Genomic DNA, 19580 nt, shown 5'->3' with positions numbered 1-19580 from the left:
TCCCGACCAGTTTAGAGTTGCCAACCGACATTGATAAGGCTGGCCCCTCGGGAAACCGAATCTTCCACCCACGAACCAGGCTGGGGGTGCGCGACGGAGCTGAACCTCGTCTGGTCAATAGAGCGCCGAATGTTCTCGAACTGCGATTTCTGTTCCCACTCGTAGTCCGCTGGAATAGGTCCGAGCGGAAGCGGCGAGTTGTCGATGCCCCATCTGTCTCGGTAGGCAGCGACCCTGCCAATAACGGGGACTGTGTCATCCACGCTTGCCACCTCCTGCAGAATCTCGAGGAGGTTTCGCTTCCATTCGGGGTCCGTAATGAGTGCTCTTCTGCTGACCTCATCGGCCCTGCGCTTGATCCGTTCCGCCACCTGGCTGATCATGTCGGTGAGATCGGGCCGGTCCGTGTGAACCGGGTCTGGGATAAGTGCAGGTTCACGTTCGGACATTCCTGCCACGAAGTTACGGAGCCGGGCATGGATGACGGCAGTGGCGTCTTCCGCTGTCGTGCTTGTCTCCAAAGCATTTGCAACGATCCGCTGAGCAGTTGATCGGCTTATTCCCGTCGATCGGCGCCACGTTGCTACAGTCGCGCCCCACGAAGGGGATTGCCGGAGTTCGCCAACATTGCCAGGGCTTTGCACCCGGAGGAATTTGGTCAGGTCTTCCGCGGATGCGATTTGTGCGAGGTAGTCGTATTCGGCGCTGAGCCGTTCCAAACTGTCGGCGCTGAGCTGTTCGGCGTCGCGGACTTCATGGGCGGTCCGTTCGGCACCTTCGGCAGCGAGTACCTCGCCCAAGATCTCCCGCCATGATGGATGCGAGGAAGGATCAAGAGGCTCGGCATCGTTAGGGTCAACGTCGCAGACATAGGCGTAGTTTCCCAGGCGTCCGCGGGTCATGCTCACGTACAGAAGCTCGCGTGTGAGTCGGCCCCGCGTGACGATGCTGTGCCCGGCATCTACCGTGAGCCCTTGGGAGCGGTGGGCGGTCGTCGCGTATCCCAGCTCCACTGCAGACTCAACATAGTCTTTGTGCAGCATGACGGTGGCTCCGGTATCCCTGCGGACCGCGGTGAGGGAGCCGGCGCGTTTGCTGACACGTACGACGTCAAGCACGGTCCCGTTGCGGATGAAGTCGCCGTTGCTGTCGGCAACGGTACGGTCGTTTCGGCGCGCGATAACCTTGTCACCACGCCCTGCACGCAGGCCGTCGCCCAGAAGTACCACCTGTTCGGCGTCCACATGACCCTGGATCACCCGGTCTGCCTGGGCGCGTTCGTTGAGCATGCCGACGGTGTCGTTGTCCGCCGCGATGAGGATGGACGACCTTCCGGCCAGGATGTCAGCTCGCCAGTTCAGATAGGCCTGATCGACCATGGCCAGATAAGCGCCGTGCCGGATCCGCTGATGTTGGTCGTAATCAGTAATCGCCGTGATGTCCCCTCTGCGGAGTTTCAGCGAGGCCTCGCGTTCCCAACGCTGCTCGAACCGCCAGATGGTGCTCAGCCGCGCGGTTTTGCCCCGCCGGTCCAGCCAGCCGAGAACACCGCCGGCGTCAATCGCATCCAATTGCCCGGGATCGCCCACCAACAGGACCTTCGCCCCGGCGTCCCTGGCCTGATGCACCAGGGCCGACAGCTGAAGGGTGGACACCATCGAGGCCTCGTCGACGACAACCAACTGGTTCCGGTGGAACCGCCACCTGTTCTGCTCGGCAGCCAGACGCGTAGCCTCCTGGACGAGCCGGGTATTCGCAGCCACCGAACTGCCAAGGTGCTCCTCGACGGCGAAGAACCGCCCAGCCCGCCGGCCAGCTCCGCCGCCCGCGGACTCGTAAAGCCACTTCGCGACGTTCTCCGTGACCATCGACAGCTCCCGCCCCAAGACCTCGGCGCTCGCCGCCGCCGGAGCCAACCCGACGACGCTACCGGTCCCGAATTCCGCTTCCCAGGCAGCCTTGACCGCGCCGAGGGTGGTGGTTTTTCCCGTACCGGCGGGACCGACGACGGCGTCGAGCCGGTTCCCGCTCACCAGCACTTCGGCAGCGGCGGCGCGCTGGTCAGAGTGCAGGCCGAATTTGCCGTGGTGTTTGTACCCGACGAGCGATTCAAACGCAACCGCCGCGCCCATTGCAGGGCCGCCGTCGTCGTTCCTTGCTTCCATGACGGTCTCCTCGCACGCGAGGGTGGTGGCGTCGGTGTAGAGGCGGGACCCGTGGAAGTCGAAGACGCTCCGCTTGCCGAGCCGGAGATCGGGCTGCGCGTCCGCGGGTACGCTGTACCGGTAGTCGTTGAGGGGCAGCGATTGGGCTTCGGCAGCGGTGGCGACGGCGTCGATCAAGGCGTTGCGGTCCTCCGGTGTGTGGCAGCGAATCGCGGCGCAGACCCGTTCGGCCTCGGCGAGGAGGTTCCACCGGTTCCAGGTCGCGCGTTTGGCCGCAACACGATCCCGAGTCAGGGAAGCCACGGCGTCGATCCAGCCGGCGGTGAAGTCGGTCGAACGGAACGGATTGGTCCGTGACCGCCGGACGGTGGCGGCGAGAACGAGGCGGGGGTCGAAACCCTTGTCGATGGCCCGTGCGCGCCACGCGGCGGAGAGCTCGTGCAGCGGGGCGATGGCGTCGGGCTTTGGGGTTCGGGTGGAGAGGGTTGCCTGCTGGCGGAGCTTGATGGTGGTTGTCGCCGTTGGGGGAGTGCCGCGGATTGCGGTCCATTCGGCGACGAGGCGGTCGGTTTCCTGATCGATGAGGCGGGAGCGGTGGGAGAATTCGCGGATCAGGGCGCCGTCGACGCCGGTGAGTTGCGGGCCGGGATTGTGTGTGTTCGCGGCGGGTTCGCGGATCTCGGCGTCGGTCCCGAGGTTCCGTTGGAGGGCGTCGAAGAGGAGCCCATTGTAGTGCTCACTCGCGGCGACGGCGGCCTTGTAGAGCGTCCTGGAGTCCAGGGTGACCCAGGCGCCGTCGGTCGTCCGTTGGACGCGGTTGGCGATGACCAGGTGGGTGTGTAGCTGCGGGTCCCCGGAGCGCGATTCCCAGTGGTCGAACGCGGCGGCGATGGCGCCGCGGGTGCCGATGCGGGCGACGCCGTTGCGTCCCGCACGGGTGTGGATGACGAACTCTTCCAGCCAGTCCAAGGTGGCGGTGACGGCGTCGTGATGGGTTTGCAGGATCTGGTCCTGGATGCTTCTTGGGCTCAGCGCCCAGAGCACGGACACGGACTTGGGGACGCTGAACGTCAGGTCGAAGCCGGCGACGGCGCGGCGTATGCCGCTTTGTCCTTGGGTGTTTTGGCCAATGGTTGGCTGGCCGTGCGGCCGGCCGAGGGGAGCACCGGTGTCTGGATGGATCGCGCTACCGAAGATGGCTTTGGCGTCGGTTTCGGTGACTGCGTCACCACTGGTTCGGTTGATTCCGTTCAGGCCGGAGCCGAGCCAGCGCCCTTGCGGGGTCGCGGCCTTCATGTAGTAGGTGGTTGCGTCCGAGGGAGTGGGCGACACATCGTCCATCATCGTTGTCTTGAACAGGTACTTCAGGCCCGACTGCGCCGAGAGCCTGGCGATTGACATGGTCATGGCGTTGGGGTGGGGGATTGTTGACGGGTGGGTTTCCATCCGCGACGGCGAAGGATTTCCAAGGTTGGGCGGTCTAGTGCGACACGTTGGGCATTTGAGACTGCAACCAATCGGGCGGCGACGTGCGCCAAGTCCTGGATATTGGTCCGTTGGGCGCGTTTCAGGCGGGCAAGTTCGGTTTGGAGGAGTCTGATGCGGTCGTGCTGCTCCGTGTTCTCAGCTTCGAGGTGTTCGAGTTCTGAAGACTGAGATCGGAGTGCCGTTTGGAGGGTGTCGATGCGCAGTAAGTAGATCTTGATAGGTACGTTGTGTTCTTGGCTCGCGGCAGATTGGTGGGCGCTGAGCTTCGAAGCGCGCGCCGTTTCGGGGCCTTGGGTGGTCGCCAGCGGGACCCTCGCTCCTCGCGTCCGGAGCCGCCGTCGACGGTCACGATTCCTGTCGGCGCACCGTGTCGTGCAAAACCGCTGCGAGGTGCGAGAAGGCTCGAAGTCTTCGCCACATTCGTCGCAAGCTCTCTTGTCCACGTTCGTTCATCAACCTCGGATCCCACCGCGACATGACATGCCGTGAGTCATCGCTCACGGTCTACTGGCGGAGGGGTCGTATTCTGATGGGTCGAGTTTAGCGTTGCGCGATGTAGGCGTTCCAGTTTCGGGAGGAGAGCGCGGCCCAGCGGACGGCGGTGGTCGTGGAGATACCGAGCAGCTCTGCCAGGATGGGCGTCGGGATTTCGCCGGCGAGTTGGAACAGGGCTGCTTTGCGGGAGTTGTAGGGTTTGATGCCGTGGTCGACGAGTTGTCCGCGGATGTTTTCAGTGGCCAGGTGGTTGCCCGGAATCCCGCCGGGAAAGAGCCAGCGGCTGTTCCGGCTAGCGTAGGAGGCCTGGCCGCGCCGGTTCATGTGCTCGATGATGATCCGGTCCAGGGGTTCGGGCATGAGGATCGGTGTGCGCTCGAACGTGACGGTGACCTGGCCGTCGTCGGTGAGGGTGACTTGGTCCGCGTGCATGCGGCAGATCGTGGTCAGGGGCTGGGCGAACAGGAGCATGAACAGGCCGCCGATGCGGGTGTAATGGCGCATCGTTTGGTCGTGGAGCAGGGTCTGGACGTGGCCCCACCGTTCTTCCTCGCTCATCGTGACGGAGGAAAAGCGCCGGGGCTGCTTGGGGATGCGCAGGCTGGTGTTGATGCCGCTGGTGCGGACCCAGCCGATGAAGGCATGCTGTGATGTTTCGCTGCCTGGGTGGGTGATCAGGTAGCGTTCCAGATCGGCCTGGCCCATGCCGGCGAGCGTGGTGTCGTGGCGGGTCAGCCAGGCCAGGAATCGGGCCGCACCTTTGATCTGCGCACGGCCTTGCAGGACCATGGATTTGGTGAGTTCATCGTGCGCGGCCTTTTGCCGCAGGTGGCGCAGGACACGCCAGTGGGCGAACCGCCGGACGATGTCCGCGTCGGCTTTCGGGATGGTGTCCAGCAGGTCTTCGAGCCAGGGCAGCATCCGCTCGATCCTGGCCTCGTAGTGGGGGAGGACCCCGAGCGCGGTGAGGAAGTCGCGCAGGTAGTTGGTGGTCTTGTTCGAAGGCAGCTGCTGGAATGTTTCGTGGCTGATCTGCAGTTCGCCGCTCGCCATCCGGTGCAGGATGCGGGGTCCTTCGGAGCGGCGGAACCAGTAGAGCGTGGTCTGCGGGCGGTCCACGTTCATGAGCGCGTTGAACACCGGCTGCAGTTGCTGGTGGATCTGGCCGGTGTCCGGGTCGGTGAGCAGCTCGGTGGCACGCTCGGTGAGTGTGCAGGGGCCGCAGTTGCGCCCGTAGCAGTTGTCTTCCCGGCCGCATTGCCGGCAGGAGTAGGTGGGTTTTTCCCCGGCACAGCCGGCGCAGATCTGCCTGTTCTGCCGGTCGTGGAACGCGAGCACGCGGTGCTGCCGGCAGCCCGGGCAGGGCCCGGGGTTGCGTTGGAGTCGGGTGCGGCAGCCCTGGCAGATGCTTTTGCCTTGCACGGTGATGGCCGCGGGCCGGTTGATGCCGCACCGGGAGCACGCGGGTGGCTTGGATGCGGGGCCGGTCACTGTGGCTCGTGTGGCCTGCGGATCGTCGCCCGGATCGGTCGGAGCTCACCGATGCCCGGGCCGGTGTCGCCGGCGACGTGGCGCAGCTCGCGGACTTCCTCGATGCGGAACTCGAGCAGGTCGGCTGCGGTGCATCCGAGGATGTCGCAGAGCGCGGCGAGCAGCTCGATGTTGACCCGTTGCGGGGGCTTGGTCACCAGGCGATGGACGTATTGCCTGCTCAGGTGGACGTCCCGTTCTTCCAGCAGCGGGATCAGCTCGCTGGTCTGGAACAGGCCCTTGGCGGCCATGAGCTGGCGCAGGTTCCATTGCATGCTCAGTTTCCGTGCCATCTACGGCTCCTTTGTCGGCGTCGGGGTGTAAACGCGTTTCAATGCGGCCTGGAGGGCCTTGTTTTTGAAGTCGTTGCTGACCGAGGTGTAGATCGCGGTGGTCGAGGCATAGGAATGGCCGACCTGTTCCTGGACGAAGCGTTCCGGGTAGCCGAACTCGATCAGATGCGTCACGTAGGAGTGCCGCAGGCAATGCAGCGTGAGCGCCTCGTCCAGGCCTGCTTCGGCACGAAGCCGGTTGAACCGTTTGTCCAGGTGCTTGGCCGAGACCCGGCTCAGCCGCTCGCTCACCCAGAGCGCGGCGTGGTTCCTCGGGCGCACGATCGGGCGGCCCTGCTCGACCCACTGCTTGAGACCCTCGATCGCCCAGTCGAACTCGGGGACGGCCAGCACCGTGCGCCGCTTCGGGGCCCCGCCCTTGGACGATTTGCCGTGGCGGACGTGGATGGACCCGTAGGTTCCCCAGTGCGGCATGTGCGGATTAGGCCGCAGGTCGGCAACATCGAGCTGGCACAACTCGTTGCGGCGCAACCCGAACGCGTAGGTCGTTTTGATCATCTGCGCATCCCGCAACGCGGCCAGTGCGCCCTTGCGGCCCGAGCGTGCCACCTGCTCCACCCGGGTGTCCAGGAAATCGAACAGGTGCTGCAGCTCGTCGTAGGTGAACGGGCGCCGTTCCGGCCGGCCCTCGTAATCATGCAGATGCGCGACGGTATTGAAGTCATGACATACCTGGGAGGGGATCTGCTCGAACCGGTCCGCGCATGCCTGGATCCACCCGTAGCGCCCGTCGGTCAGATAGTCGCAGAACAGCCGCAAGGTGAAGTGGTAGCCGCGAATCGTCGAGGGCGCCAAACGGGCGGTGCCGGACATCAGCGAGACCGTGAAGTCTTCGAGATCGCCGGCGGTCCACTCCCACGGATAAGAGCCGGAAAATTCCGTGAACCGCCGCAGCAACGCCATCCGGGGAGCAATCGTCGTATCTGCCAGCAAGCGGGACTTCTGCTGCCGCTCCCACCCCGTCAGCATCGCCTCGAACACGGCCATTTCCTCGTCAAGGTGGGTGATTCCGTCCACCAGGATCAACCGCGCCGATCCCGGAGCCTCGGTCACTCCTACCCCCAATGATGTCTACGTAAATCTTACGATGTCACCTTTAAGTTACCATGATCGAGGAAGGCCAATCACCGCGCGGGTCGCGCACCAAGACATTGGAGAATAGACCCCAGGCCCCAGTGCTGGGCTGTCACCTTTCCGTCTATAGGCGTGAGTCCGACCTTTGGTGCCAGAGGTGTAAACGGATGGGGAAGTTCCTTCCGTTTGCAGGGGGATGAGAATTGTGGTGCCGCTTGGCGACGTCGAGGCACACTGGTGCGGGTGAGCCCGTAGAGGTGTATGACGCGGGGTCTGTGGGTGTGCCGGATTGTTGCGGTAAAGCACGTGGGTCTGTGTCCTGATCAGAGGATCCTCCAAGCGGCGTCGATATCGATTCTCGCTTCAAAGGATGGGTGATTCTGATGGACGTGATGTTCGAGCGCGTTGCCGGGTTGGACATCGGCAAGAAGTCGGTGACCGTGTGCGTGCGCACGCCCGGGCCGGGGGTGTTCGTCATGGCGAGACGCGCACGTTCCGGACCATGACCCGGTCACTTGAGCTGATGCGGACTGGCTGGTCGGGCAGGGCGTCACGCTGGCGGCAATGGGTTTCGTTGCCTCGTTGAAGCGCCTCCGCGATGCCTAGTTGTTCCAGGCGCGGTTGACGGGTTTGAGGGGTGCTGGTTTCTTGACTAAGGCCAGTGTTTCCAGTTGCCCGGTGAGCGCCAGGATCTGGCGTGAGAGGGCTCCGGGCTTGATGCGTTTGAAGGCGGCGTTCATCTGGATGACCGGGCGTTTGTGCATCCGTTCATGCCGGATCGCGCGTTGGTGGGGTGTGGCGGGGGCGTCGTGTTTCTTGGTGACTTTCGCGCCGTGTCGCTGCTTGGAGAGTAGCTTCTGCTGGGGCAGCAGGTAGTTGGTGAAGACGCGGTCCAGCTCCCAGATCTCGTTGAGTTTGGCCAGTTCCGCGGCGGTGTCGTAGCGCAGGTAGCCGACCAGTTCCCGGACCCTGGCCCAGTTCTTCTGCTCCACGTGGGCTCCGTCGTTTTTGTTGCCGGGCCGGGAGCGGGTGAAGGTGATCTCGTGCGCGTGGCAGTAGGCCAGCAGATGCTCGTTGATGAACTCGGAACCGTTGTCTGAATCGATGCCGATGATGGGGAACGGGAACACGGCAGTGACGTGTTCGAGGGCCTCGAAGACCCATTTGGCGGCCTTGTTCCGCACCGACCGGTTCACGGTCCAGCCCGTGGCGATGTCTGTCACCGTCAGGGTGCAGCAGAACTCCCCGAAGCTGCTGCCTCCTTCGTGGCCCACCAGATCGATCTCCACAAACCCCGGGACGGCGTCATCCCATTGGGCCCAGGTGCGGATCGGGATCTGGGATTTGAGCAGCGTGCCCGGCTTGGTATGGGACCGTCCCCGCGGGAAAAGTTTTGCCCGTTCGCCGGCGAGTTTCCGGTCGATGGTCGCTGCGCTCATCCGCATCAGCAATCCGGGTTGTTCATCGGTCAGCTCAAGCTCCCGGTCCCGGCGCGGCAGCGGCACCAGGACAGGCAGCATCGGGGCCAGCAGCCTGCGGGCAGGGGCGCGCAACACAGCCCAGCACTTGATGAGGGCAGGCAGCAGATCAGGCCCGTACACCGGGGTCCTGCCCGGTCTGGGCCTGACGATCTTCAACACCACGGCATCCCGCAACCCCGCACGGGCGTAGTCACGGTGCCAACCGGTCAGTTCGACCAGTTCGTTCAGGATCCGGGACTTCCCTGCACGATCAGCACCCCTAGAGGCGAGGGCCTTCTTCTTCGTCACAGCTTGCCGCTGGGCCATCGTTAGCTCCATGAAAACGGGCATAGCCGCTAACCGCCGCCCCACATGCGAACCATGCCGCTACGCGGAGGTTTTCAATGAGTCAACGCGCCCTCTAGACAACCCATTCAGTAACCACGTAATATCTTTACATTCCCTAAAGGTTAATGGAAACGTTTACAACGACTCTTGTAAACGTTTCCAAGACCCTGTGGGTCAAGCCGAGAACCGAGCCATCCCTGCCCAGTGATGGAAACGTTTACAACATCTCGGAGTACTCAACAATTCCATCTCAATGGAGAGAAGCATGCAGGAAAAACCAAACCTTCACCAGGTCGCCAAACTGGCGGGTGTTTCTATTGCCTCGGCCTCGAGGGCACTGACCGGTCAGTCTGCAAGTGCTGAAACGGTGAAGAAAGTGCGTTCTGCGGCCAAGCAGCTGGGTTATGTCCCGGACGCGACGGCGCGATCGCTGCGTCTGGGTGGAACCCGCCAGATCGTCTTCGCAGTGGATGACATCGGCAACCCGAATTACGTCGCAATGCTCAGGGCCATCGAACTTGAGGTGGCCCATCGCGGGATCCGGCTGAGCGTCTCCGCTACAGGACGCGAAATGAAGCAGACGCTTGATCTTGTGCGAAGCCTGAACGCAGGCGTGGCCGATGGCCTCATTATCTCCCCGATCAGAGTGACCCCGGAACTCCGGCGGGCCCTGGAAGAGTGCGTCGTACCGGTCGTTGTTATCGGATCGCTCAACAAAGAGAGGGTCGCTATCGACCGGGTACGCGTTGACTCCACCAAAGCCGTGGAAATGGCCGTTGATCACCTTGTCGAGACGGGGCGCCGGCACCTCGCCTTCATTAACGGTCCGCTCGATACCAACCCGGGCGCTGCACGGCAACTCGGATTCGAGTCAGCAGCTTCCAGCCACGGATTGACTGTCTCATCCGGGCAGATGATCTGCGCGGACGACTTTACGGCCGCGGCTGGCCTGGCTGCGGCCAACAAACTCCTCAAAAACATCAGAGGAGCAGGTGAACCCATCGACGCCATCGTCGCAGCAAACGACCTCATCGGCGTTGGCGCCATCAGCGCCTGCGTGGCTGCAGGACTTCAGGTTCCCACCGACGTCGCTGTCACCGGCATAGATGACACCGAGATAGCGGCCGTGTTCAATCCACCACTGACGAGCGTGTCGCTGAGAGCGGCAAAACGCGGCCGGCAAGCCGCGCAACTGCTGCTGAAAAGATTCGAGGATCCCTTCCGCGACCCTGAACTGCTGACCGTCGATCCCGTTCTCAAGGTCCGTGCATCCACCCTCCCACCCCAGCTGGAAGGAACCTACTAATGCCGCTGGACTTGAAAGCACGCAGCGAAGCGACAGTGCCCAAGCCAACAGCGCGTTCGGGAAAGCAGTCGGCACTCGCCAGACGCCAGCGCAATGAGGCGGTCGCGCTGGCGGTACCCGCACTCATCCCGGTCATCGTTCTCAGCGTGATACCGCTACTGATCGGGGTGTCACTGGCATTCACCAACTCCCAGCTGATTAGCGAATCCCCGCCCGAATTCGTCGGCGTCGACAATTTTGTGCGGCTGCTGCGAAACGGAGCCTTCTGGAACGCTTTCGGTATCGGAGCCATCTGGTCGGTCTCGGTGACAGCGCTCCAATTTGTCGGTGGACTCGCCCTCGCACTGCTGCTGAACACGGATCTGAGGTTCCGCGGAGTCGCACGGCTGCTGGCGATCATCCCTTGGGCCATGCCACCGGTAGTCGTCGCAATCATGTGGCAGATGATCTACTCGCCCACAAACGGGCCGCTCAATTGGTTGATCACGAGCATCGGCGGACCGCGCATCAACTGGCTGGGCGACTTCTCACTCGCGCTCCCGGCCGTGATCCTGGTGGGCGTGTGGGCCGGGATGCCGCAGAACACGATCAGCTACCTTGCCGGTCTGCAGCAGGTTCCGGTCGAACTGCTGGAGGCAGCGCGCGTCGACGGAGCCGGGGCCTGGACGCGGTTCGTTCACGTGACACTGCCGGCGCTCAGGCCGATCATCATCTCAATCGTCTCGCTGAGCTTCATCTGGAACTTCAACTCATTCGGGATCATCTACGTAATGACCGCCGGCGGACCCGGCGGCAAGACACTGCTGCCGATGCTGTTCGTCTACATCGAAGCATTCCGGAACGGCAACACGGGCATGGCCGCTGCAATGACCGACGTAATAGTGATCTTCCTGCTCATCGTGCTCTCGCTCTTCCTGCTCCGCCGCTTTCGGAAAGGGGTCAAGGCGTGAAAACCCAACAGGTTGTTATCCGAACCCTTCAGTACCTCTCGCTCGGGGGCTTCCTGCTCTATCTCGGATTCCCTTTCCTTTGGCTAATCTCAACAGCATTCAAGTCACCAGGTGAGCTCAACTCGCTCATTGTCAACCTCGTGCCGCTGCAGCCGACCCTCGACAACTTCACGGCGGCATTCGACGCGCAGGGACTCGTGCGAGCGGCATGGAACAGCGTTTTCGTCTCGATCCTGACAACCGTGATCGTAATTGTTATCTCGGTGCCCGGCGCCTATATGATGGCCCGCTACCGCGGCAAGATCAGGGCCATGGGATCGGGCTGGATCCTGGTGAGCCAGATCGTGCCGGTCGCGCTCTTCATGCTGCCACTCTTCGTCATCCTGCGGATGATCGGGCTGATCGACTCACTGGGCGGTCTCATCGTCGTCTACGTCGTCTACACCCTGCCCTTCTCGCTATGGATGCTGCAGGGCTATGTCGCGGCGATCCCCGTCGACGTCGAAGAGGCCGGGGCCACCGACGGCGCCACGAAGCTGCAGGTGCTGAGCAGCATCGTTTTCCCGCTGCTGAAGCCCGGGCTCATCGCGACAGCAATCTTCACCTTCGTCGCCGCCTACAACGAGTTCTTCTTCGCTCTTGTTCTGCTGCAATCACCCGATAACTTCACGCTCTCCGTCGCGTTGAGCACCTTCTCGAACGGGGAGGGCCTCTCCCAAATCGGTCCGCTCGCCGCCGGAGCACTCATAGCGAGCATCCCAAGCGTGATCTTCTTCGCCATTCTCCAGCGTCGATTGACAGGAGGGCTCCTCGCCGGGGCCGTCAAAGGCTGACGCCGGTCCCGGCAAACAGGTCAACGCAGCGCCGCAGCACCTCAACGCACCACCGCACCGAATCCGAACCGAAAGGAACGAAGTAATGAAGCTTCGCCACACGATGGTAGCGACGACCGTCGCCCTGCTCGCGCTGAGCGCGTGCTCGAGCCCAAGCCCTAGCGAGAGCGGCAAAACTACCCTCACTTACCAGTACTTCAACAACCAGCCTGCCGCCATAGCAGCCACCAAAGCCATGGTTGACGGCTGGAACAAAGCCCACCCGGATGTGCAGGTCAACCTGGTTCAGGCCCCGGCCGACAACCTGCAGGACAAGCTCAAAACACAGTTCTCAGGCGGTGTGGCTCCCGACATCATCCAAAACGACGCACCCAGCAACATCCTGCCGTACGCCAGCTATCTGGCTGACTTGAGCAAGTTGCTCCCGTCCGAGACCATTAGCGACATCGACGCGGGTGCCAAGGATTCTCTGACCACCGCGGGTAAGCTGATCGCCGCTCCGACCGAGGTTCAGACCTACGTCGTGTTCGCCAACAAGAAGCTGCTCGAACAGGACGCCGTGAAGATCCCGACCGGCGACACCATGACCTGGGACACCTTCGAGAAGCTTGCTCAGGAGACCACCAAAGACGGTGTTCACGGTCTGACCTGGGGTCTTAAGAGCCCGACCTCGGCGTTCGCTTACCTGGGCACGGGGTTCGGCGCCAAGTACTTCACCGGTGAGGGCAGCGAGGTGAAGGCAGTCTTCGGCGACTCCGAACTGCAGGTGCCCGAGCGCGTCCAGGCGATGATCAAGAGCGGATACATCGACCCGACCGGGGTAACTCAGTCGAGCTCGGATGTGCTGGCCACGTTTTACGGCGGAAAGGCCGCTATGACAGTAGCTGGCTCGTACCAGATCGCGAACATTGATTCTGAGGTGCCGGCCGGATTCGACTGGATGGTGCTCCCGGCGCTCGAGGGCAGCCAGGGCGCCTCGCAGCTCGCTTCGCCGATCACCCTCTCGGTGAATGCGAAGTCGAAGAATGTGAAGGCCGCGGCGGAGTTTGTGAACTTCTACATGCAGGCCGACAACCTCGCGAAGATCAACCTCGCCGACGGGCAAGTTCCGCCCACCAAGTCGGGTCTGGACGCGCTCTCCAAGCTGACCGCCGACAAGAACGGCTGGCCCCAGATCATCGCCTCGGGCAAGAACCTAACCAATCCAGCCTTCAACAGCCTCAAAAAGTACAACAGCTGGAAGACAACTATCGCCACCCCGGGCTACCAGCAATACCTGGCCGGGCAGATCTCGTCGGAACAGCTCAGTAAGCAAATGGTCGACGGCTGGACCGGAATCAACCAGTAGCGGCGAACAGCCGAGGAATACAGCGAAAAGGAACCCACATGAACTGGATTCGTGAACGAACGGCGGCCGTCCTGGCGGGCTCGGCCATCGGAGACGCCATCGCAGGCGCAGCAGAAGGCTTGAGCCCCGAAGCCATCAACGAACGCTACAACGGTCCCATCACAGGGATCGTCCCCCCTTACTACGGCGACAACTGGAAAACCGCGCGACCCGTAAGCCCGTACCACAAAGGTGACGGCCACATCACCGATGATACCCTCATGACCCAAGCACTCATCCAGGTCTACGACAAGCACCGGGACCACCTGGACGCTTTCGCGATAGCCGAAACGCTTGTCCCGCTGCTCCAGACAGAGATGCGCTGGATCCCGGAACTGGAACGCGAGTCCATCCTTCTGCAGCGTGTCTTCCTCGCAGAAAAATGGCTGGTCACCCGGCTCCAATACGGCCACGTTGATCCGCGGGAAGCCGGCGTGGGCAACGTCGTCAACTGCGGCGCCGCCATGTACATGGCGCCGGTCGGCATCGTAAACGCGGGCAACCCCCGGCGCGCGTACACCGAGGCCATCGACATCGCCGGCGCGCACCAGTCCAGCTACGGACGAGAAGCAGCCGGTATCTTCGCCGCAGCCGTGGCAGCCGCAGTAGCACCCGGAGCCACGGTCGGCTCAGTCATCGATGCCGCCCTTCGCTACGCCCACGACGGCTCAAAGGCCGCCATCGAAGCGGTCGTCCGAGCAGCAACGTCCATTTCAGACGATGCAACAGACAAAGAGATCGGCGTGATCCTGCGGAACGCAATCCGGCCCTTCGACACGGTTGGCGACAAGTATCGCGAACCCAACATGGACGCACGCCTGCCCTCCCGTACAAAGGCAATCGAGGAGCTCCCGGTTGCACTCGGCTTGCTTGTGGCCTACAACGGCGACTTCCGAAAGACCATCCTAGGGGCCGCAAACTACGGCCGTGATTCCGATTCGATCGCCAGCATGGTCGGTTCCCTCGCCGGCGGGATCGGCGGCATGGCAGCAGTAGCGACCGACTGGCTCGATTCCATCGCAGAGGCCAGCCGCGTGGATTTCGATGCCTATGCAAATCAACTTGCCAACATCGCAGTGGAAATCTTCCAGAAGGACCTGGAACGGGCGCACCATGACGCAGCAGTCATTCAGGCCCTTGACCTGGAACAGCCAGGACGTGCCCGCAGCATCGACATGGCGCGGGCAGCTTTCAACGGGGTAGCCTGATGCTTCGCCTGAGCTGGACCCAGCCTGAAGACCTGCTGCCGCACGCACTGGCTGCCGCAGAACTGGACGGCCGTGACGTCGCAGACATCAGAAAGCGTTGGGAAGGGTTCGGGGGAGAACCTCACGCCGCCGTTTCCGGCGCGACGCAGCACCCGGCACCGCCATCACTGCGGCGCCTTGCCCGTGAGTTGCTCACCGAGCTAGACGAGCGGCCCGACCCGGCCGCGCTGGTGGCCGCAGAACCTGACGTGCTTGAAGACATCCTCGCAGCCGGCACGGGCACGGCCTTCGGCTCCGCCTCAGGTGCCCGTGCCGGAGATCTGAAAGACCGGGTACTCGGTGGGTGGCTGGGCCGGGCCTCGGGGTGCCTTCTCGGGAAACCGGTTGAAAAAGTCTCCCTGGCAGGGATCCGGGCGATCGGCCAATCGACCGGGAACTGGCCCCTAAAGTCGTATTTCACCGGGGTCGGGCTGGGCGCCGGGACGGCGGCACGCTATCCCTGGAACCGCCGCAGTGGGCAGAACAGCCTCGTGGAAAACATCGATGGGATGCCGGAGGACGATGATCTGAACTTCGCACTGATCGCACTCGGCCTCCTGGAGTCAGCAGGGCGCTCCTTCACGACAGACGATGTGGCCCAGTCCTGGCTGGATAATCTTCCCGGCGGCCGCGTTTTCACTGCCGAACGGATTGTCTACCGAAACCTATTGGACGGTATTGAGCCAGAAGTCGCCGGCTGGCACCAGAACCCGTTCCGTGATTGGATCGGCGCCCAGATCCGCACCGACGTGTATGGTTGGGCAAACCCGGGAGACCCGATCGCCGCGGCACGGCTAGCCTGGGTCGACGCACGCTTGAGTCATGGCCGCTCCGGACTCTACGGGGCCATGTTTACTGCCGGGGCATGCGCTGCCGCTGTTACAGGGGCGACCGTGCAGGAGACGATAGCCGCCGGCCTCGCCGTCGTGCCGGTGGGGAGCCGATACGCTTCCGCCATCAGACACGGGGCGCAGCTGGGCCAGGGTGACCTTAGTGACGAGGCCGCCGTGGACGCCCTGCACGCCGAGTTCGGGCACCTGCACTGGGTACATGTACTGAATAATTCGGCCCTGCTCGCATTTGCCCTCACCAGGGGCAACGGCGACTTCGAACGAACCATCACCCTTGCCGTGTCCGGGGGATGGGACACCGATTCCGTGGGTGCCACCGCAGGTTCAATCGCCGGTGCGCTCAGCGGCGCCGCCGCACTGCCCGCCCAATGGATAGACCCTTTGGACAACAGGCTAGCGACCTCCGTGCCTGGTTTCTCCGGTGCGAAATTCAGTGACCTTGCCAACCGTACCCTGGCGGTGGCTGCATGAGCACGGTCGTCCTCGGCAGCGCCAACCGCGACCTCGTATACCGGGTGGAACGCATCCCTTCCCCCGGCGAAACGGTGCTGGCCGGACACGCAACCGCGGTCGCAGGCGGCAAGGGCAACAATCAGGCCACTGCGGCGGCGCGTTCCGGAGCCAAGGTTACGTTCATCGTCGCACTGGGAACCGACGAACCCGGTGATCGTCTGGCCGCCGAGGCCACAGCGGCCGGAATCACCTTGCAAGAACGTCGCGTCACCGAACCCACCGGAACGGCAATCATCACCGTCGACGACAACGGGGAAAACGCGATTGTCGTAGACTCCGGCGCCAACCGCCTCCTAGAAACCCTGAACGTCAAGGAAACAGCGGCCATTGCAGCCGCCGATGTCCTCGTACTGCAGCTGGAAACCCCCCTGAGTGCGGTCATCGCCGCGGCCAACGCCGCGAACGCGGCATCCACGACCGTCGTGCTCAACGCCTCACCCATCCAGCCGCTTCCTGCCGAACTTCTGGCCTGTGTTGACGTCCTCATTGTCAACGAGCACGAGGCGAGGCACCTTGCGGCACATACCCACCGCATTCAGACCCAACACGGGGATGAGAACGACCTTGCCTCGGCTCTAAGCAAACTGGGCCCAGCCGTCATTCTTACCCTCGGCCCGCGGGGTGCCATCGTCTGTGTCCCAGGTGAACCACCGGCGCTCGTGCCGGGACGTAACGTTACCGCTCTCGACACGACGGGCGCGGGGGACACCTTCTGCGGTGCCCTGGCAGCCGCACTGGACCAGGAAACCAACAGAGCCCTTGACCTTGGCACCCTGGTCCGTGCTGCCGAATTCGCCACCACGGCAGCAGCAATCTCAGTCCAGCGGCACGGTGCCGTCCCGTCCATCCCCACTTTGGAGGAGATCCGTCATTTCCATTCAGTCAACTAAGCCAGACTTCGACCCGGACGAAGAGAACACCAACGACTTCAACCCGCTCGTGCCACGCGCCATCGACAAGCCAACCGCCTTGCCACAGGGCGGGGCGATAGATCCCTCTGTTGGGGACATCGCCAAAATCTTCGCCGCACCCGAGGATCCCGCCGACTGGCCCAGATGGCGTGAAGACCTGGCAGCATGGCGAAAGGAAGCCAAGGCCCGGCTGGCCTACAGCGGTGACGCCTACGACCATGAAGCAACACGTTGGGCCAGCACCGCCTATGCCGTCGCGCAGGTGTGGTTGTGGGACGAACGACTGTTCGACCACGAACGGCAGGAGTTCACGGTTGACGCCTTCCTCGACGCGGTCGCGGACCAGGGCGGGCTTGACGGGATAGTGCTCTGGCACGCCTACCCGGTCATCGGCATCGATAACCGCAACCAGTTCGATTTCTACCGCGACGTGCCGGGCCTGGGTGCAGTCATTGCCCGCCTGCACGAACGCGGCCTGCGCGTGTTCGTCGACTACAACCCCTGGGACACGGGCACGCGCCGGGCGGCACGGGACGACGCCGGCGAACTGGCCGCGCTCGTCTCCGAACTCAACGTCGACGGCGTGTTCCTGGACACCATGAAAGAGGGAGATACACACCTCATCCGCGCCCTCCAGGAAGCCACGCCCCCGCAGGTCCTGGAAGGCGAGTCGCGCGTCCCGAACCAGCGCATCGAAGACCACCAGCTCAGCTGGGCCCAATGGTTCGCTGACTCCAAGGCCCCGGGCGTGATGCGTGCCCACTGGTACGAACGCCGCCACATGATGCACTCGACCCGGCGCTGGAACCGCGACCACAGCGCCGAGCTCCAATCCGCCTGGATGAACGGCACCGGCATGCTCGTCTGGGACACCGTGTTCGGGGTCTGGGTAGGCTGGAATGAGCGCGACAAAGCAACACTTCGGCGGATACTCCGAGTGCAACGGCAGTTCTCGGACCTCCTGATCCACGGTCACTGGTCACCGCTGGAGGGCGCGACCGCCGAGGCGATCGATGCCGGTGTCTACATCTCCCGCTGGTCAAAAGCCGGCACAACGTTGTGGACGATCGTGAACCGCAGCGAAAGTGACTGGACTGGCGACCCGCTCGCAGCCGTCCCCGCACCAGGAACGCGGCGCTTTGACGTCACTGCCGGAGCCGCTGACGTATGCGGGGTGAAAGTGCCAGCGCGTGGGGTCGCTGGCATCCTTCAGCTCGAACCCGGCGCACCCGAACCTGCCGGGGTCGCGGCCCTGATGGCAGCGGCCGCCGCCGATACCGGTTCAGCCGACACCCGCTTCCCGGACCGTCAAGCAATCCGCGTCACCCCCCGGCCGGCCAAAGTAACCGCCTTCCCGGCGGCCGCCCTTGTCCTCGAACCCGGCGCCCGCGAGCTTGAAGTAACCTTCCGCCGTCGTGAAACCGGCTTCTACGAAGGGGCCCCGTACGTCGAGGAATGGAAGCCTCTTCCTCCGCGCCTGCACGACCAGCGCAGCGAGCAACTAAGTGTCACGATCGACAGACCTGTCGCCGTGGCACCGCGGGAAGTGTCGGTTGAGGACTTCCGCGACTTCATCGTACGAACCGGTTATCGGCCCAACGTTGACACCCGATTCCTGGCAGGTACGGAAGGCGCACCGAGTGACGCCCCTGTCACCGGCGTTTCCCTGGCCGATGCCCGCGCCTACGCCACATGGGCCGGCGCGCGCCTCCCCAACGAGTTTGAATGGCAGCTCGCGGCCGAACAACCGGGATTCGAACGCCGCACCCGCGCAGTCTGGAACTGGACTGAAAGCGAACACAGCGACGGCATCACCCGCTTCGTCATGCTCAAGGGGGGAAGCGACCGCCTCACCACAGGCTCCGACTGGTACACCGACGGAGGCGTTCTGGACCCCTCGTTCAGCCTGAAATTCCTAATGCCCGGCCTCGGTATCGAACGCTCGTCAAGCATCGGCTTCCGACTCGCATGGGATGCCTAGGAGTGCACTGACTTGTAATGACAGCGGGCAGCACGCTGCCGTATCTTCAAGGCCGGGAGCAGCGCCAGGTGGATACCGTGGCCGGTGACCATAACCACTGGGTCTACGGGAAACACCCGCCTTGAAAAACAGTCACGTTCCTGGACCGTCAGGACCGCTGCCCGGCAGTGCCCCGCGGGCCCTCTGCTGGTCCTGACGGTTTCACGCAGGTCGCCCAGGGTCCGCGGACGCCCAGGCGCAAACGCTCGCCTGAAGTCTCCCGGTCGAGCGCCATCGCCCAATCCTCGGATGAGGCCAACTCCCCAGCCCACCTCAATTCGAATATGGGTTATTGGATAAAACGTGTGCAAATCCCGGGTGTCATGAGCGTCCTGCCGAGGCTGTGCGGTGCCAGAGGCCTTCATCCGCAGCGAGACTGGTGCTGTAGAGCTCCGGTCCGGCTCCTGGTCGGTGATGGTTACGGCGTCGGTTTTGGCGGGGCGGTAATGCTTGGCTTTGATGAGTTTGGCCGGTGGCAGGGGCTGTTCACTCTAGAGCTAGTAAGAGATAACCCTCGTGTTCCGGGGTTCCTTGGTTGGGCTGCGAGGGTCCATTCCCCACGGTACTAGGGCGTTCCCGTTCCTTCAGGTGCTCATCGGCGTTTTGATTCAACTTCAGCTTTTGTGAAGGGGTATCGTGAAAGTCGAGG

14 protein-coding genes are annotated in these 19580 nt (G+C 63.3%); 9 read left to right on the top strand and 5 right to left on the bottom strand.

Annotation, left to right across the window (positions count from 1 at the left end):
* Nucleotides 1-11 precede the first annotated feature (11 nt).
* The 4 genes from mobF to AB4Z38_RS22135 all read right to left on the bottom strand — a co-directional run bounded on the left by mobF (nucleotide 12) and on the right by AB4Z38_RS22135 (nucleotide 7084).
* Nucleotides 12-3566 (bottom strand): MobF family relaxase, encoded by a 3555-nt coding sequence (gene mobF / locus AB4Z38_RS22150; protein WP_441431695.1) that lies wholly within the window; start codon nucleotides 3564-3566, stop codon nucleotides 12-14.
* 627 nt (nucleotides 3567-4193) lie between these two features.
* Complete coding sequence (locus tag AB4Z38_RS22145) at nucleotides 4194-5639, bottom strand: hypothetical protein (protein ID WP_441431694.1); 1446 nt, start codon at nucleotides 5637-5639, stop codon at nucleotides 4194-4196.
* On the bottom strand, nucleotides 5636-5971 hold the full coding sequence (locus tag AB4Z38_RS22140; RefSeq protein ID WP_059388322.1) for a helix-turn-helix domain-containing protein: 336 nt from the start codon (nucleotides 5969-5971) through the stop codon (nucleotides 5636-5638). The genes AB4Z38_RS22145 and AB4Z38_RS22140 overlap by 4 nt, the downstream gene beginning before the upstream one ends.
* The gene (locus tag AB4Z38_RS22135) at nucleotides 5972-7084 is read right to left on the bottom strand and encodes a tyrosine-type recombinase/integrase (RefSeq protein WP_441431693.1); all 1113 of its coding nucleotides are present in this window, start codon (nucleotides 7082-7084) and stop codon (nucleotides 5972-5974) included.
* Nucleotides 7085-7479: 395 nt separating this feature from the next.
* Between AB4Z38_RS22135 and AB4Z38_RS22130 the strand changes: the two genes are divergently transcribed.
* Nucleotides 7480-7611 carry a hypothetical protein gene (locus tag AB4Z38_RS22130; protein ID WP_441431692.1) on the top strand — a complete coding sequence of 44 codons (132 nt, stop codon included), beginning with the start codon at nucleotides 7480-7482 and terminating at the stop codon, nucleotides 7609-7611.
* 96 nt (nucleotides 7612-7707) lie between these two features.
* Here the strand turns inward: AB4Z38_RS22130 and AB4Z38_RS22125 are convergent, their stop codons facing one another.
* A complete protein-coding gene (locus AB4Z38_RS22125; RefSeq protein ID WP_441431691.1) occupies nucleotides 7708-8892 on the bottom strand; it encodes an integrase catalytic domain-containing protein in 1185 nt (394 codons plus the stop codon).
* Between the two features lie 286 nt (nucleotides 8893-9178).
* On the opposite strand from AB4Z38_RS22125, the gene AB4Z38_RS22120 reads away from it, so the two are divergent.
* The 8 genes from AB4Z38_RS22120 to AB4Z38_RS22085 all read left to right on the top strand — a co-directional run bounded on the left by AB4Z38_RS22120 (nucleotide 9179) and on the right by AB4Z38_RS22085 (nucleotide 18892).
* Nucleotides 9179-10219 (top strand): LacI family DNA-binding transcriptional regulator, encoded by a 1041-nt coding sequence (locus AB4Z38_RS22120; protein ID WP_441431690.1) that lies wholly within the window; start codon nucleotides 9179-9181, stop codon nucleotides 10217-10219.
* The gene (locus AB4Z38_RS22115) at nucleotides 10219-11169 is read left to right on the top strand and encodes a carbohydrate ABC transporter permease (protein WP_441431689.1); all 951 of its coding nucleotides are present in this window, start codon (nucleotides 10219-10221) and stop codon (nucleotides 11167-11169) included. Before AB4Z38_RS22120 ends, AB4Z38_RS22115 begins: the two co-directional genes overlap by 1 nt.
* On the top strand, nucleotides 11166-12002 hold the full coding sequence (locus tag AB4Z38_RS22110; protein WP_441431688.1) for a carbohydrate ABC transporter permease: 837 nt from the start codon (nucleotides 11166-11168) through the stop codon (nucleotides 12000-12002). The genes AB4Z38_RS22115 and AB4Z38_RS22110 overlap by 4 nt, the downstream gene beginning before the upstream one ends.
* 85 nt (nucleotides 12003-12087) lie before the next feature.
* Complete coding sequence (locus AB4Z38_RS22105; protein WP_441431687.1) at nucleotides 12088-13350, top strand: ABC transporter substrate-binding protein; 1263 nt, start codon at nucleotides 12088-12090, stop codon at nucleotides 13348-13350.
* A gap of 38 nt (nucleotides 13351-13388) precedes the next feature.
* Nucleotides 13389-14597 carry an ADP-ribosylglycohydrolase family protein gene (locus tag AB4Z38_RS22100; RefSeq protein WP_441431686.1) on the top strand — a complete coding sequence of 403 codons (1209 nt, stop codon included), beginning with the start codon at nucleotides 13389-13391 and terminating at the stop codon, nucleotides 14595-14597.
* Nucleotides 14597-15958, top strand: coding sequence for an ADP-ribosylglycohydrolase family protein (locus AB4Z38_RS22095; protein ID WP_441431685.1), 1362 nt, complete (start codon nucleotides 14597-14599; stop codon nucleotides 15956-15958). The genes AB4Z38_RS22100 and AB4Z38_RS22095 overlap by 1 nt, the downstream gene beginning before the upstream one ends.
* Nucleotides 15955-16890, top strand: coding sequence for a ribokinase (locus tag AB4Z38_RS22090; protein ID WP_441431684.1), 936 nt, complete (start codon nucleotides 15955-15957; stop codon nucleotides 16888-16890). Before AB4Z38_RS22095 ends, AB4Z38_RS22090 begins: the two co-directional genes overlap by 4 nt.
* A gap of 49 nt (nucleotides 16891-16939) precedes the next feature.
* Nucleotides 16940-18892: an SUMF1/EgtB/PvdO family nonheme iron enzyme gene (locus tag AB4Z38_RS22085; protein WP_441431683.1), complete on the top strand. Its 1953-nt coding sequence runs from the start codon at nucleotides 16940-16942 to the stop codon at nucleotides 18890-18892.
* The last annotated feature ends 688 nt before the right edge of the window (nucleotides 18893-19580 follow it).

It is taken from the genome of Arthrobacter sp. 2RAF6, from assembly GCF_052115205.1.
Classification (GTDB): Bacteria; Actinomycetota; Actinomycetes; order Actinomycetales; family Micrococcaceae; genus Arthrobacter.
This window is presented reverse-complemented; position numbering and strand designations above follow the sequence as displayed.

Coding starts and splice junctions, on each gene's coding strand:
- mobF (WP_441431695.1), bottom strand. CDS start 3,566: ATGTCAATCGCCAGGCTCTCGGCGCAGTCGGGCCTGAAGTACCTGTTC.
- AB4Z38_RS22140 (WP_059388322.1), bottom strand. CDS start 5,971: ATGGCACGGAAACTGAGCATGCAATGGAACCTGCGCCAGCTCATGGCC.
- AB4Z38_RS22125 (WP_441431691.1), bottom strand. CDS start 8,892: ATGGCCCAGCGGCAAGCTGTGACGAAGAAGAAGGCCCTCGCCTCTAGG.
- AB4Z38_RS22120 (WP_441431690.1), top strand. CDS start 9,179: ATGCAGGAAAAACCAAACCTTCACCAGGTCGCCAAACTGGCGGGTGTT.
- AB4Z38_RS22115 (WP_441431689.1), top strand. CDS start 10,219: ATGCCGCTGGACTTGAAAGCACGCAGCGAAGCGACAGTGCCCAAGCCA.
- AB4Z38_RS22105 (WP_441431687.1), top strand. CDS start 12,088: ATGAAGCTTCGCCACACGATGGTAGCGACGACCGTCGCCCTGCTCGCG.
- AB4Z38_RS22100 (WP_441431686.1), top strand. CDS start 13,389: ATGAACTGGATTCGTGAACGAACGGCGGCCGTCCTGGCGGGCTCGGCC.
- AB4Z38_RS22095 (WP_441431685.1), top strand. CDS start 14,597: ATGCTTCGCCTGAGCTGGACCCAGCCTGAAGACCTGCTGCCGCACGCA.
- AB4Z38_RS22090 (WP_441431684.1), top strand. CDS start 15,955: ATGAGCACGGTCGTCCTCGGCAGCGCCAACCGCGACCTCGTATACCGG.